Below are 15,143 nucleotides of genomic sequence, written 5' to 3' on the forward strand. Positions count from 1 at the left end.
CAATTCCGCTTTAAAAATCCCGACAGGAAAAAGGAGTCATCCCCTCGGGTGGAACTGGTGCACCACTTCCCTGATGTATGTAATATCGATGTGTGTATAGATTTGGGTTACAGAGATGTCGGTATGTCCGAGCATTTCCTGAACGGCTCTGATGTTAGCTCCCCCTTCGATAAGATGTGTAGCGAAGGAATGGCGAAATATGTGGGGATAAACTCTTTTTGAGAGACCTGCGAGTTCGGCATACTCCTTGATGATTTTCCAGATGCCCATTCTGGTCAAAGCACCGCCGAGTTTGGAATTAAGAAAAAGGTAAGTGCCGCTCCCCGGTTTTGCGAGTACGGTTCTGCCGAGGAGGAGATATTTTTTCAGGGCATTGAGAGCGGGAGTTCCGATGGGGACAAATCGTTCCTTACTCCCCTTCCCGAAGACCCTTATCATTTCCTCATCGATGAAGATGTCGCTCTTTTTCATTCCGGCAAGTTCTGAGACTCTGATCCCACAGGCGTACAAAACTTCGATGATTGCCCTGTCTCTTAATCCGACGGGGGTTTCCTCATCGGTCTGAGCGATTAAGAGTTCTATTTCCTGAGGAGTGAGAACTTCGGGGAGTTTTCTTTTAATTCGTGGTGGCTTCAGTCGTGCCAGAGGACTTTTTTTGATATATTCGGAGACGACGAGGAAAGAGAAAAATCCTTTCAGGGACGAATGAAATCGTGCGAGAGACAAGCCCGAGAGCCCCGAAGCGGTAAGTGATGCAAAAAATTCTCTTGCGTGATCAGCAGTAATTTCCGAAAGATCGCCAATATTTTCCTCTCTTACGAAGTCGAGAAAAGAGTTGATATCTCGTTGGTAGGCTTCGAGGGAGTTGGCAGCGAGATTTCTTTCGACTCTCAGTTCCGTGAGGTAATCGAAAAGGAACTGATCGAGCCAGTCGCGTTTATGAGCTTTTTTCAAGTTTTTCCTGCTCAGGATATCTCATCCTGGCGTGTTTTGTGGTCATCAGAGTGTTGAAGAAGACTTTCTTTATCTCCTCCACTTCCGAAAGAGTTACAGCAGCTTCATCGAGTTCTTTTTCCTGCAGGGTCTGGTTGATCAGATTGTTGATAAGATTCTCGAGTGTCTGGGGATCAGGCGTTGTGATACTTCTTGAAGCGGATTCGCATTTGTCTGCGAGCATCAAAATAGCCTGTTCGCGGGTATGCGGTTTGGGACCGAGATACCTGTAGTCATCTTTGTTCACATTTTCCTTGCCGTATTTGTGGACGGCTTTGTCATAGAAAATCCTGATGAGCCCTTTGCCATGGTGGGTTGGTATAAACTCGATTATTTCCTGCGGGAGGTTGTATTTTTTTCCGAGTTCCATCCCTTGGAGCACATGATCCCGGATAACTTTCACACTGGTTTCGGGCGAAAGTTCGTTATGCGGGTTGTGTCCATCCCCCTGATTTTCGATAAAATAGTAAGGTGAGATCATTTTACCGATGTCGTGATAGAGTGCTCCGACGCTGACAAGTAGTGTATCTGCACCGATTCTTTCCGCTGCACTCTCGGCCAGTCTTGCTACCGCCTGTGAATGGTAGAAAGTACCGGGTGAGGCATGGTTCAGTTCCTTAAGAAGAGGGTGATCGGTACTCGAAAGTTCAACGAGTGTAAGGTCTGTCGTAATTTTGAAAGTCCGTTCGAAGAACCTTAGCAGCGTATAAGTAAGCATCGGACAGATGAGGGCATTGATTCCTGAGAAAAGGATATCGTTAAGGAGTTTTGACCAGTTGCCAAGACTCTCTAAAGAAAGGAAGAGATTACCTGCGAGGTAGCCAAGGAAGATGAAAATCATTCCCCGATAGGTTTGTTGCCTGTTTTTGATATCTCTAACAGAATAAACGGCAAAGGAGCCGGCGATAATGTTCAGAATCACCAATGAATAGTCGTTACCTCTCAGACCTGCGGCAATCAAAGAGATGATGAGGGTGGAGTAAAGCCCTACCCTTGAATCGAACATGATAGTGGTCAGAAGAGAAATCATTGGGATAATAATCAGCAACTGCTGAGAGCCACCGATATTAATGGTGTTTATGTAAAATGTGAGAAACGAGATAGCAAGAAAGAGGACGGAGAAGATGGTAAGTTTTGTATTGTCCTCAAAAATGGTTTTTCTAAAATGGAAAAGAAAAGCCCCGAGTAGAAGCAAAATAACGGCAATATGGAGAAATTTTCCTGAAAACTGTCTAATTCTTTCCAATGGATTCAGGTCTTCAACCCGGGCGGATTTGTAGGAGTCGAGTTTAACCTTAATTTCAGGTGTAATTCTCTCATGTTTGCCGACGATTCTTTCATTCAGAACCACAATACCTGAGTTTCTGCTGACCCTGTTTTTAGCGATTTCGGTGAATTCCCTCGTGAGTTCACTGCTGTAAACGAGGTTGGGAATGAACAAGTCGAGAGCAATTTCATCATAAGCTGCACTTTTCACCGAATCCTTGAACGATTCGAATACATTTCGGGTGATCAGGGTTTTGGCACCCTTGTTATCTATAAAGTCAAGTTTCTTTTTGTGATACTGAAAATTCCCTTTCCTGATGGCGAGAGTGTCTTTCGATATCTGATCGTGATCGAGGCTCAGGGTTCCGATGGCGGAAGTTTTTAGAAGAATGTCCTCGATGATGTCGAGCGATGAGTAGAGGTCTGATGCTTTGTTCCCGGTGGAGTCGATGAAACTTTTCAAGAAATTCCGGGTTGGTTCGGTAAATTTGGAAATACAGGGATCTGATTCGAAAAGGGAGGGATTAACAAATGCCCGCTCGAGTGCCTTTCGGAGAGATTTAACTGTATCCCTGGTGAGGCTGTCGGCTGGAATCAGAACAAATACCTGAAAAACAGATTTTATTGCACTGTCGACTTCGGCAGCATAGACTTTGTCATCCTTGAGGATTGGGAAACTTTTATCGGCAATTAAATCTTCATTAAGCCAGATATTCCCGACAGCCGACTGCACATCGACGACCTCTGCCTTAGGGAAAAGCATGGCTATAACTGCTGATGTAATCACCCAGAGTAAAATTTTTACACGGGTGCTCGATTTAATTTTTTCGTAAGTCACAAAAGATTTTATTTCTGTTTGTAAATTCTTTCGAGAAGTTCTCCAACACCGTCTTCATCGTTACTGAATTCCAGTTTCAGGTCTGAAAGATATTTTATTTCCGGAACTGCATTGGTCAGTGAAACTTTAAGAGCTTTGGTTTTGAAAAGCGCAACATCGTTATACCAGTCGCCGATAACAATTGTGTCTTTTATCGAGATACCAAGTTTTTTATTAAGATATGTTAGAGCAGAAGCCTTGGAAACATCATCTTTTTTAACTTCGAGATAATACTGGTAGTGAGACTGGCTTTTTGAATAAGTCAATTTTAAACCAAAGGAATACGGGAAAGAGAAATGCTTTTTAATCTCCTGGAAAGAATGACGGTTTTCGCCGACATAAACGAGTTCGATTACTTCGTCAGAGATGTTTCTGTAGTCATCGACGCACCTGAAACGGGCACCAAATCTGTCAATCAGTTGAAGTGTCGCTTCATTATGTTCCGTGTAAAGGACTTCGGAATCGGTGCACATAACCATTTTCACAAGATGCTTCTCAGAAAGCTCAATCCCCTTTTTCACTTTCGAATCTTTGAGACAAATCTTTCTGAGAACCCTGCCTGATGGATATTCCATGATGACAGCACCATCTGAACAGATCATAATACCTTCGAGGCTCATTTCTTTTGCATAACCTTCAAGAGCCGTACTCATTCTTCCGCTGGCGAAGGTGACCAGAATCCCTTTTTCTTTTAACAGTTTCGAATATTTTAGACTCTTTTCACCGATTGAACCGTCACTTCTGAGTAAGGTGCCGTCCAGGTCAAGTAAAACGAGTTTTATATTGCTTAAATTCATTAAATCCTGTTTTCTGTTGAAGAGAACATTTTATTCAGGGCGAAGACCACTCCGCCGATTGCAAATATAATAAAAATTGAGTAAATAAGCGTATTAGCCAGGTCACCAAATATCAAACTTCCGCTGCCAAAAAGGAGTGAGTAGATCAGCACGACGCCTGCGAACCAGCCGAGGAACTGATATTTCAGCACACCTTTTTCGAGCGGAAGTCCACTCTTTACTCTGACGGGTTCCCACAATTTACCTCCCGGTCTTATTTTTTTATAGAAACTAAGGAGTATTTCGTCGGGCTCGGGTTTTGTCAGAAAAGTAACAACAAGCCATACAAGAGTGGTTCCGATGACGAGGACATAAAGGCTGTCGGGGAATGGGATTCCAAGATATCTGACAACGGGAAGGAGAATAAAAGGAGCAGCCATTCCGGAGATTTCACTCCATGCGTTGATTCTCCACCAGTACCACCGCATGATCAGTACAAGTCCCAGTCCGGCACCACACTCAATGATAAACTCCCACGCACCTGATATTCTGTCGATATATAAAGTGACGACAGCGGAGACGAGCATTAGCAAAATGGTTACAAATTTTGATGCGAAAACATACTGTTTTTCAGTTTTGCCGGGTTTCATGAATCTTCTGTAGAGATCATTGACGAGGTATGAAGTACCCCAGTTGAGCTGCGTGGCGACCGTGCTCATGTAGGCGGCAAAAAAGGCAGCGAGCATGAGCCCCTTGAGACCTGCCGGCATAAAGTCGTTGATCAGCTTGATATAACCGAGTTTTGAAGTTTCGCTCGTAAGCTCGGGATAGAGCACAACTGATGCGAGAGCTGCGAGGATCCAGGGCCAGGGACGAAGGGCATAGTGAGCACCCTGGAAAAATAGGGTCGCCAGAATCGAGTGTTTTTCATTTTTGGCAGACATCATTCTTTGGGCTACATATCCCCCGCCACCGGGTTCAGATCCCGGATACCAGGAAGCCCACCATTGAATGCCTATGAAGGCAAAAAATGAGAAGAGTGTGAGAGAAAAGACCCTTCCTCCGGTTTCGGGTGACGAAGCGAGATTCGGGAAGAACTCGAAAGCCTGTGCAGGGAGTTTTTCCTTTAATCCGCTGATTCCACCAATTTGCTCGGAACTGATAACGATAACGGCAAGCACGATGCAGGCTGTCATTGCGAGAATAAATTGAAAAGCATCGGTTACCACCACACCCCACAAACCGGAGAGAGCGGAATAGACAGCCACGAGTCCCATACAGAGGAAGACATAAATGATGACATCCTCTTTTGGAATTCCGAAAATGCCGGTAAGGACAGCAATCATTGCACTGTTGACCCAGCCGATTATTATGACATTCATGAACAAACCGAGATAAACTGATTTGAAGCCTCTCAGGAACTTTGCAGGTTTTCCCGCATATCTGATTTCAGCAAACTCGACTTCGGTAAGAATGCCAGCCCTCCTCCAGAGTTTTGCGAAGAAAAAGACGGTGAGGATGCCGCCAAAGGCGAAGTTCCACCAGACCCAGTTTCCCGAAATACCGTTGTTCCATACAAGCTCTGTTACAGCAAGAGGTGTATCAGCAGCAAAGGTGGTAGCAACCATGGAGAGACCGGCGAGGTACCAGGGGAGATTTCTTCCCGAGAGGAAAAATTCCTCACTGTTTTTGCTGCCTCTTTTGGAGTAAATTAGTGCTATGCCAAGACTTACAACAAAATAGAGTCCAATTATAAACCAGTCTATCAGTTCCATCTGTCAACCTGTAAAGAGTGAAAAAGTTTTATGAGCTTGAATGTCATTCGGGTGTGGTTTTCTTCCGTAAAATGGAGGAGATTCCGCCGGCTATGAGGCAGACAGAAACACCGGTGAGTGTAAACCAGGTCCATGCGTAAAGTTTGAGAGAGACAATAATGGTCATCGCTGCAATTGAAATGAGAAATCCTGTTATGGCATCCCGCTGATCAGCTCTCCTGTTTACAATTCCGAGGAGGAAGGTGCCAAGCAGTCCGCCAAAGGTAAATGATGCTATACTCAGCGCCACCTCAACAGCCGCACCTTTGATCTCCATGAAGAAAAAAGCTGAAACAGCAAGAACCGCAGCCCAAACTATTATGAGTCTCTTTGAGAGTTTTAACTGCTGTTCTTCGGAGAGTTTATTTTTGCCAAACATGCTTGAAATATCATAAAACGAGGAGGAAGCGAGTGAGCTGACAGAACCTGCCAGGGTGGAGAGTGCCGCTGCCATAAGTCCCGCCACAAGAATTCCCTTTACACCCGTTGGAAGATCATGAATAATGAAATATGGGAATACCTCGTCCGGTTTGGCGAATTGTCTTCCTTCAAAAAAGATATAGAGGAGAATTCCGAGGAACAGGAACAAAGCAAACTGAAAAACTATTATAACTCCACTCATGATGACAGATTTTTGGGCGCTCTTTAAATCACCTGTAGCAAGGAGTCTTTGGACTACAAGCTGGTCTGTTCCGTGCGATGCCATCGACAGAAAGGCACCTCCAGTTAAACCGGCAAGGAGAGTGTAGGGCGTTTGGAAAAATTCACTTACACTTTTACCAAATCCCAAATTGAAGACATCGAGCTTTTGAGCAATTCCATCTGATGAGAGTTTTGCGAAGACATCTCCCGGAATTACATAGTAGAGGAATACGGATGAAATTATTGCCCCGCCGATATAAATAAACATTTGAATTGCGTCCACCCAAATGACACCCCTCAATCCTCCTGTATAGGTGTAAACAAGAGTAACAGCCACAATGATAAGGATGGCATAGGGATAGTCGATATCGAGGAGGAGTTTTACCGGTATGGCGGTGGCAAAAAGTCTGACTCCATCACCTGCAACCCGGGTAAAAATGAAAACAATTGAGGCTGTTGTTCTGGTTTTTTTCCCAAATCTTTCTTCAAGAAAGGCATAGGCGGTAGAGAGTTCCCCCTTGAAGTAGAGAGGCAGCAAAAGCCGTGCGACGATTATCCTGCCAATGAGATAGCCGAGGGTCACCTGAAGGAAGTTTAGATTTGTAAGGTATGCAACACCGGGAATTGAAATAAAAGTGAGGGTGCTTGTTTCGGCTGCCACAATGGAAAAAGTCGCGAGCCACCAGTTTACTTTTTTGTCGCCGAGGAAATAGTCTTTTACACTTTTCTGCTCACCACCGATAAACCTGCCCCAAAGTGCGGCAAAAATGAGGTAAACAACAACTATTGCATAATCGATAAAGGAAAAAGAGTTCAATACAAATCTCCCGGGCAACTATGGTGTGCCGGATTTTAGCCCGTCAGTGAATCAATTTAAGGTCGTTTAAAGCCTCGTCAATGGTTTTGCTAAGAGTAAGCACCCTGTCGAGCTTCGTCACTTCGATTAAATTGAGTATCTTTTTAGACGGACAGACAATTCGAAGTCCGCCGTGAACAGAACTTATGAGCCGGTTGGCAACCAAAAGGGTGCTGAGCCCGCTGCTGTCGCAACTTTCGACATCAGAGAGGTCTATCACCAGTTTTCTTACATTCATGTTTTTCACAAGGTTGGTAAATTCACCTTTTACGAGACCCGAGATATTGGCATCGAGCCGTCGTTCACTCAATTTTACAACTGAAACCTGGTCGATATGACTGATTGCAAAATTCATAGGCAGATTAGTATTGAAATTTCATGGTGAACAAAAAAGGTAAATAACGACTTACAAACATATTACAAAATTTCGGCAGAAGAAAGTTTTTGGAGAAATTCTTCTTCGTCCATAATTTTTACCCCGAGTTTCTGAGCCTTCTCAAGTTTGGAACCTGCGCTCTCGCCCGCAATGACGAAATCGGTATTTTTACTCACACTTGAGGCGGTTTTTCCACCGAGTGACGCGATTTTTTCGGCAGCATCTTCCCTTTTCATTTGTGAAAGTGTACCTGTAAGTACAAAAGATTTTCCTTTGAAGAAGTTTTCGCTTACTTCGGCTCTTTTCTCCGACTCGAAGATGAGTCCGGCATCCTTCAGAGTTTGAATCAAGTGGCGGTTATGCTCATCGGCAAAAAATCTTTTTACGCTCGCGGATATCGATTCACCAATTTCATAAACTTCGGTGATCTCTTCCATGGAAGCATTTGCCAGATTATCCATGCTTTGGAAGTGATCCGCCAGTTTTTTGGCAGCACCTGCTCCCACATACCTTATTCCAATGGCAAAAAGAACTTTGTGAAAAGGTCTGGTTTTGCTCGTTTCAATTGCTTTCAGGAGATTGTCGATACTTTTATCACCGAAACGGTCCATCATCTTAAGTTCGAGTTCGTGTGTGTGAAGCGAGTAGATATCCGCATAAGTTTTCAGGTATCCAAGTTCGACAAAAAGGTCTATGATTGAGGTGCCGAGACCTTCGATATCCATCGCACCACGGGAAGCAAAATGCTCGATTCTTCCTTTTATTTGTGCGGCACATTCGCTGTTTTCGCAGTAGAATGCGACCTCGTTTTCAGGACGGTAAACACCCGAACCGCATACAGGACAACATGCCGGTGGCTGTTCTTCCGGGGAACCGGGGAGCCTTTCCTCAATAACCACAGAGACAACTTTCGGGATTACATCACCTCCCTTTTCGATGATTACAGTGTCGCCTTTTCTAATGTCTTTTTTTTGAATTTCATCAAAATTGTGAAGTGTCGCCCTGCTTATAGTGGAACCTGCGAGAAAAACAGACTCGAGTTCGGCGACGGGGGTAATTGCTCCGGTACGCCCCACCTGCCAGGTAATGTCATTTAATTTCGTTTTTGCCTGTTTGGCTTTGAATTTGAAGGCACAAGCCCAGCGGGGAGATTTGGCTATACTTCCGAGAATTTCCTGATGGCGGAAGGAATTTACTTTTATCACCACTCCATCGACTTCGTAAGGCAGGTCTTCTCTGATCTCTTCGAGTCTATGACAGAATTCCAGCACTTCAGATATTGAATTGCAGAGTTTGAAGTGTTTATTCACACGGAAACCAAGCGTCTGAAGGTATTCAAGGTTCTCGAACTGGGTTTTATTGGGGTTGCTGTCACTTAAAAAGTAATAAGTAAAAATGGATAGTGGGCGTTTTGCGGATTCTGCAGGATTGAGGAGTTTCAGGGTACCTGAAGCCAGATTTCGTGGATTGGCGAAGGTTTTTTCACCTTTTCGTGCCCGCTCCTCATTTAAACGGTTGAATACCGCTTTTTCCATGTAAACTTCACCGCGGACTTCGAAATGAGAGACAGTTTCCGGTTGAAGAAGGGAAACATCCACGGAAAGGGGTATCGATCTGATGGTTTTTACATTTCCGGTTACATCTTCTCCTGTAACACCGTCACCGCGGGTGGCACCCGTAACGAGGTAGCTGTTTTCGTAGTGGAGACTGACGGAAAGCCCGTCAATTTTGTATTCAACAACATATTCCACTGTTTCACCGGGAGGAAGTCCTTCCCTTACTCTTCGGTCGAAATCGAACAACTCGCCTTCGTTGTAGGTATTGGCAAGGCTGAGCATCGGATATTTATGAGGGACAGGTTTGAAATCATTTTCGAGGTCGCTGCCTACCCTTTTTGTCGGACTGTCGGCTAATACAAATTCAGGAAATTCCTTTTCGAGCAGTTCCAGTTCTTTGTATAGCATGTCATATTCGAGATCGGTAATCTCCGGATCCGAGAGGACATAATAACGATGATCGTGGTACTTTATCTCGTCACTTAGTTTTTGTATTCTTTTTTCCGGGTTTTTTGGTGTCATTTTTGGCAGCCGTTTTAGTGATCAGACCATTTTTACCGATATTAAAAACCTGAACTCCTTTTTTCTTGGGGAGTTCGAGAGGTTTGTCATTCAGAATAACCGAGAGCAGGGCTGAATTTTCAACCCGCAGATCAATCTGCTTGCTCGCATTCAATGTTTTGGGTACAGCGGGTTCGAGAGTATATTTCAGAGTATCATGTTTGTCGATGACCGCTCTGATTTTGGTGGTATCTTTGGTATTGATCACGATTATAACCGTATCGGCATCAGGCGGCAGTTTTGTCTCGGGGAGCGCCGCGCCTTCAAATTTATTTTTTGAAGTGTCTTTCACCCCATTGAGGAGTTCGTCGACCTGACGGTTGTCAGTGGTAATTTCCTTGGTGCCCGATTTTCCGGCAAAAATGGCGTAGAGAATGACAGCGAGAAGTATAATAACCCCACCGATGGCAAAATAGCCTTTTTTCGTGGCAAGAAGCCGTTTGAAATAATTTTTGTCATGATTCGCCATAAAAGCAAGAAGCCAGTCCCTGATTTTCTGCTGATAATCAACTTTGGGAGCCGCAGGGGGCTGATTAACATACTGAGGTTCCTCAACAGGATCGTTATATAACGAATCTTTCTTTGGCGGAGGCGGCGGTTGTGGAGTTGGCACCACAGGCGGTGGAGCTACAACCGGCTTTTGATGCTTGGTTTCGGGTTCCTTACGGAGACCTTTGTAGGCTTCCATCACTTCATCCGCATCGAGATGAAGTACCACGGCATACTCTTTAAGGAACGATTTCACATAGACTTCCGCGAGGAAAGTGAAATCGCCCTGTTCCATTTTGTCAATAAACTTTGCGTCAATCCTTATTGAATTGGCGGCTTCCTTAACCTCGAGTCCCAATCGCTCTCTGGCGATTTTTAACTGTTCACCTAATTCCTGGTGGGTCATATAAATCCTCTAACTATTCTTTTCTTATTAACCTTGCAGAGAATGCACCGTCCATCTTGTCCCTGTAAGGCAGAGACTGGATGCACCCATTCTCGTCAACAATTCTTTTATCAACATAGTTTGACGCATCATCAAGAGCGAAGTTCGGGTTTTCGAGAAGGAACTTCGTGATGATCTCGTAATTTTCCTCGGGTTCGATTGTGCAGGTACTGTAAACTACAGCACCACCCGGTTTTACCATCTCACTCGCCTTTTGAAGCAGATCAGACTGGAGCGGCGTGAGCTTTTTGATATCCAACAGGTCTCTCTTCCATTTGATGTCAGGTTTTTTTGAGAGAGTCCCCAGTCCTGAACAGGGCGCATCGAGCAAAACGCGATCGAAAAGATCATCTTCGTACTCAAGAGCATCTGCCGTAACGAATTTCACGATAGAGACGCCAAGGCGATCGAGATTTGCCTGCATAAGTTTTACTCTGCTTTCGAACTTGTCGAGAGAAACAATTTCGCCTGAGTTACTCATTAAATCTGCGATGTAAGCACTTTTGCCTCCGGGAGCCGCACACATGTCGAGTACTCTCATGCCGGGCTTCACATCCAAAAGGAGACAGGGCATTCCGGTGCTTTCGTCCTGAATGGCAAAATAACCCTCGGCGAAGTATTGCCAGCTTTGGATATTCGTCAGAATCTGCAGACGATAGAAATCCTTGCTGAAACTGCCAATTGTGTATTTTAAATTCACAGACTGAAGAAGTGACTCAAACTCCTGCCTGTCGACCTTAAGCTGATTTATTCGCAAGGTCAACACTGGTCTCTCGTTATTCGCATTCATGAGGGCTTCCACATTTTCGCGCCCGTATCTTTCAACCCATCTTTTGGCAAGCCATGTGGGATGCGAATAGTATGCTGCCAAATAACTGATCAGGTTTTCGTTCGGGTCAGGATAGCGAAGTCCGTTTTTTGACCTGATGATGTTTCTTAAGACCGCGTTTGTGATGTCAGCGGGTTTTTGCCCCTGAAGTTTTTTCACAAAATCGACCGCTTCATTGACGATGGCATACTCCGGAATCTTGTCGAGAAACATGACCTGATAAAGAGCCACACGAAGAGCATTTTTGAGTACGGGTATCGCTTTTGAAAACTGTCCCTTGTAGAACCCGCTGAGGATCCAGTCTAGCCTTCCCATCCATCTGACAACTCCATGCACCAGCTCATAAAGCAAAGCCTTGTCCTGCCCTGAAAGATCGGTATGTTTCATTTCGTGGTCGAGCAACTTGTCGAGATAAGAGTCTGTTCTCTCGATCCTGTCAAGAATTTTGACTGCAGTCCCTCTTACACCTGTATAAAGATCTTTCACTCTGTGTTCTTCTATTTGCATTTTGTTACTGATTCATGTTTCATTGTTTTCTGCCGGAATAAAGTCTCAATTTAACGACCAATTCATAACTCATAACTAATAAGTCATAATTAGTATGGAAATCCCATCTTTCTTCTCTGTTTATGAGTAAGATCGAAGACTTTTCTGAAGAGTTTTTCTTCAGTTTCGGAAATAACCCTGTTTCGTCTCTGTACCACCCTTTTAGCGGTTTCGAGACTTTTTTCGATATCGTAAGTGGTCATCATGTCAGCACCTCCCCACGAAAAACTCGGTATGTATTTCGCCGGGAACCCTGCACCGAATATGTTGCTTGAGAAGCCGACTACTGTACCGGTATTGAACATGGTATTAATTGCTGTTTTTGAATGGTCACCCATAATCAGACCGAGGAACTGCTGTCCGCTGTCGACCTGCTCGCCGTTAACCATTATTTTTACGGTACCGTAGTTGTTTTTAAGATCACTGTTGTTGGTATCAGCACCAATGTTTACCCAGCTTCCGATGTAGGCGTGACCCATAAATCCGGAGTGTTGCTTGTTGGAATAGGGTGAAATGATACTTCCTTCTATCTCACCACCAACTTTGCAGACCTTACCGACTGTAACACCGTGATAAATTGAGGCACAAGGTTTAACTTTTGTTCCGCGACCGATACATACGGGACCTTCGATCACTGCGTTTGGATAAACGATGGCATCAGCATTGATGAAGACAGGTCCGTCAGTGGCATCAATTACTGCTCCGGGCAAAATCCGGGCAGTTTCATGGATGTAAATATTTTCTTTTGCGAGTAAAACTGCCCCGTCATATACCGTCCCTCTTACTCTGGTTTTCTCGGGGATATTATTAATCTCCATGTAAGCAAAGAAATCGTTAATGATCTCTTTTGGATTTGCATGGATAAGATCCCAAATGTAGGTGGCATACTTCACTTCCACCTGTTCAACGGGAATACCGTCAAAATTGGAGAGGGTGATCAAATCATCGAGTCCCTCTTTTACGCTTTCAAGCTTTTTCCCGGATACTTTTGCAGCGATAATCGTTTCACCGTTTAGATAAAGTCTGTCACCAGGAGCGTCAATTTTGATTATTTTAGCGATATCCGGTGGAGCGATAACCCTTCCATTGATGAAAAGACATTCGTCATGCTCAATTTCGTTAACCTTGAATGTCGGATTCTTCAAACCGATGAACGCCTTAAGATAGCCTCTGGTATGAAAGACTATGTCGACTTCCGGATAAGCCCTTTTTACTTTGTCCCGAAGTGTATGTATCCCACAAAACAGGTTGTAAGTGGGCCTCGTGAGGATCATCGGTTCAAAATGATCGAAATAGATATCCTCAAAAAGACAAATCTGCATTTTGTTGCTCTACTAAAAGATTCTAATGATAATGCAATATAAATAATTAGAGAGAAAGAGTTTAGTGTCAAAACAAAAAAAGCTATCCCGAATTTTCAGGATAGCTTAATTCAAAAACCTAAACGGGCTTAGTTCCCTGGTTTTGAGTACTTTCTCATAAACTTCTCTACTCTACCGGCGGTATCAAGAAGTTTCTGCTTACCGGTAAAGAACGGATGTGAACCACTGGAAATCTCAAGCCTAACTAGCGGATAAGTATTTCCATCTTCCCATACGATTGTTTCAGTGGCTTTTATGGTTGATTTCGACAAAACTGCGAACTCACATGAAAAGTCTTTGAAAACTACCGGCCTATAGTGAGGATGAATGCCTTTTTTCATTTTACTCGTGCTTTTAGTTAACGAATTTTACTAAACAGACATGCAATATAAGTAATTTTTCGTTTGTGATAAAACAATATCTTTTGTTTTTAGAGATTCAAAGTTAACGGGTCATTACGCCGCTGCTGCTGCGTGTCTTTCGTTGAGTCTGATGATAATGTACCAGGCAAAAACCAGCAGGACGGGAAATTCATCCTTTTGGATGAAGACGGGCTCCACCTTCACCTCTGCCTCCGAGTTGAACCACCCCTTCATCTCAAATTCCAGAACCTGGGCACCCGAGTCGTTTTTAATGAAATACCTTCTGTTAAAAAATGTGGTACTCAGAGTAAATTTTTGCTCCCCAACCAAAATTTCACTTGGTTTCAAAAACTTTTCCCTTAGAAAAGCAGCAAGTATCACTCCCGATTTTTTGTCTTTCAACTCCATTCTACTCTTGAACATGCTCGGTGAAAAAGCTTCAAGTTCATGGTCAAGCAGTTTTATATCAGCCGAAGTGTTGAAAAATTTTGGGAAGCACAACTCCCCCACCTTTTCATTGTCGCTGTAGAGTTTGTACTCTCTGGAAAAGAACTTCTCTTTTGTCCATCGGATTTTTTTACCGCGAAATTTTTCTGTCAGTGTCATTTTTTTACCGGTTAAATGAAAAATCTATGGTGACAAAGATAGTTAAATTGTAACAGAAAAGATGGAAATGTGGGGAATGTAGTGAAAGGGGTGAAAAACTTCTTGGAATTCAAAAAGCAGGTCAACTAAACAGAGGTAATTTTCTGATTCGCAATTTATCAGGAGATATCACAAGTATCGAACCATCTGAAATTTCATTGCCGTACTTCAACACCACCTCCAGAATAGCTCTTATCTGAATCTCAGTACGAGGGGGTATGTGTCTTAAAAGAAGTAGTGAGGGATGATTGAATTTCCAGGATGATAGAATAAAACCAAAATCAGAGTCTGATGAGATTATCGCATAGTTATTTTGATATGCATAGTTGAATATTTCCTCATCCGTTGAAGATCGCATTCCAAGGCTCTTCACATGAACTGAATTGTATCCGTTTTGAGTAAGGTAATCGGCCAGTTTAGGAGAGATGTTATTGTCTATTAAAAATTGCATCATCCGGCCAAAGGAAATTCTCTGGTTCTGAAATATTCAGATGCATATTTTAATACAGCCTTAATATCTTCCGGTTCGAGTTCATCGTGTTGTTCAATAATTTCTTTGGTTTCGTATCCTTCTGCAAGAAGAGCAAGAATGGTAGCCACCGGCATTCTCAAATTTCGCACACAGGGGACACCATCCATAATTTTTGGATTTACGGTTATTCTGTCTTTTAATTCCATTTTTTCCTCAAGATATGCTGCTAATTTACTAAAAATTTCGAAAGTTGTTTGGTATATAATTCCATCCACAA

At 43.6% G+C, this 15,143-nt stretch carries 14 protein-coding genes; all 14 read right to left on the reverse strand.

All coding sequences use genetic code 11. The features are described from left to right. Positions 1-36: 36 nt before the first annotated feature. The gene (gene xerD / locus LCH52_06945) at positions 37-954 is read right to left on the reverse strand and encodes a site-specific tyrosine recombinase XerD (protein MCA0388216.1); all 918 of its coding nucleotides are present in this window, start codon (positions 952-954) and stop codon (positions 37-39) included. Further along, on the reverse strand, positions 938-3,097 hold the full coding sequence (locus tag LCH52_06950; protein MCA0388217.1) for an HDIG domain-containing protein: 2,160 nt from the start codon (positions 3,095-3,097) through the stop codon (positions 938-940). The genes xerD and LCH52_06950 overlap by 17 nt, the downstream gene beginning before the upstream one ends. 8 nt (positions 3,098-3,105) lie before the next feature. Continuing rightward, a complete protein-coding gene (locus LCH52_06955; protein MCA0388218.1) occupies positions 3,106-3,933 on the reverse strand; it encodes a Cof-type HAD-IIB family hydrolase in 828 nt (275 codons plus the stop codon). Then, positions 3,933-5,687, reverse strand: coding sequence for a Na+:solute symporter (locus LCH52_06960; GenBank protein ID MCA0388219.1), 1,755 nt, complete (start codon positions 5,685-5,687; stop codon positions 3,933-3,935). The genes LCH52_06955 and LCH52_06960 overlap by 1 nt, the downstream gene beginning before the upstream one ends. 43 nt (positions 5,688-5,730) lie before the next feature. After that, the gene (locus LCH52_06965) at positions 5,731-7,185 is read right to left on the reverse strand and encodes a sodium:solute symporter (GenBank protein MCA0388220.1); all 1,455 of its coding nucleotides are present in this window, start codon (positions 7,183-7,185) and stop codon (positions 5,731-5,733) included. 43 nt (positions 7,186-7,228) lie between these two features. Further along, a complete protein-coding gene (locus LCH52_06970; GenBank protein MCA0388221.1) occupies positions 7,229-7,579 on the reverse strand; it encodes an STAS domain-containing protein in 351 nt (116 codons plus the stop codon). A 62-nt stretch (positions 7,580-7,641) separates the two neighbouring features. After that, a complete protein-coding gene (ligA, locus tag LCH52_06975; protein ID MCA0388222.1) occupies positions 7,642-9,678 on the reverse strand; it encodes an NAD-dependent DNA ligase LigA in 2,037 nt (678 codons plus the stop codon). Further along, positions 9,635-10,612 (reverse strand): helix-turn-helix domain-containing protein, encoded by a 978-nt coding sequence (locus LCH52_06980; protein ID MCA0388223.1) that lies wholly within the window; start codon positions 10,610-10,612, stop codon positions 9,635-9,637. Before LCH52_06980 ends, ligA begins: the two co-directional genes overlap by 44 nt. 13 nt (positions 10,613-10,625) lie before the next feature. Beyond that, positions 10,626-11,987: a 16S rRNA (cytosine(967)-C(5))-methyltransferase RsmB gene (gene rsmB, locus LCH52_06985; GenBank protein ID MCA0388224.1), complete on the reverse strand. Its 1,362-nt coding sequence runs from the start codon at positions 11,985-11,987 to the stop codon at positions 10,626-10,628. Positions 11,988-12,076: 89 nt separating this feature from the next. Continuing rightward, positions 12,077-13,348 (reverse strand): transferase, encoded by a 1,272-nt coding sequence (locus LCH52_06990; protein ID MCA0388225.1) that lies wholly within the window; start codon positions 13,346-13,348, stop codon positions 12,077-12,079. Between the two features lie 128 nt (positions 13,349-13,476). Continuing rightward, positions 13,477-13,728 (reverse strand): type B 50S ribosomal protein L31, encoded by a 252-nt coding sequence (locus tag LCH52_06995; GenBank protein MCA0388226.1) that lies wholly within the window; start codon positions 13,726-13,728, stop codon positions 13,477-13,479. Positions 13,729-13,842: 114 nt separating this feature from the next. Continuing rightward, on the reverse strand, positions 13,843-14,355 hold the full coding sequence (locus LCH52_07000; GenBank protein MCA0388227.1) for a hypothetical protein: 513 nt from the start codon (positions 14,353-14,355) through the stop codon (positions 13,843-13,845). 121 nt (positions 14,356-14,476) lie between these two features. Further along, positions 14,477-14,845, reverse strand: coding sequence for a DUF5615 family PIN-like protein (locus tag LCH52_07005; protein MCA0388228.1), 369 nt, complete (start codon positions 14,843-14,845; stop codon positions 14,477-14,479). Further along, the gene (locus LCH52_07010; GenBank protein ID MCA0388229.1) at positions 14,845-15,072 is read right to left on the reverse strand and encodes a DUF433 domain-containing protein; all 228 of its coding nucleotides are present in this window, start codon (positions 15,070-15,072) and stop codon (positions 14,845-14,847) included. Before LCH52_07010 ends, LCH52_07005 begins: the two co-directional genes overlap by 1 nt. Between the last annotated feature and the right edge of the window lie 71 nt (positions 15,073-15,143).

The sequence above is a fragment of the Bacteroidota bacterium genome, assembly GCA_020161395.1.
In the GTDB taxonomy this organism is placed as follows: domain Bacteria; phylum Bacteroidota; class Ignavibacteria; order Ignavibacteriales; family Ignavibacteriaceae; genus UTCHB3.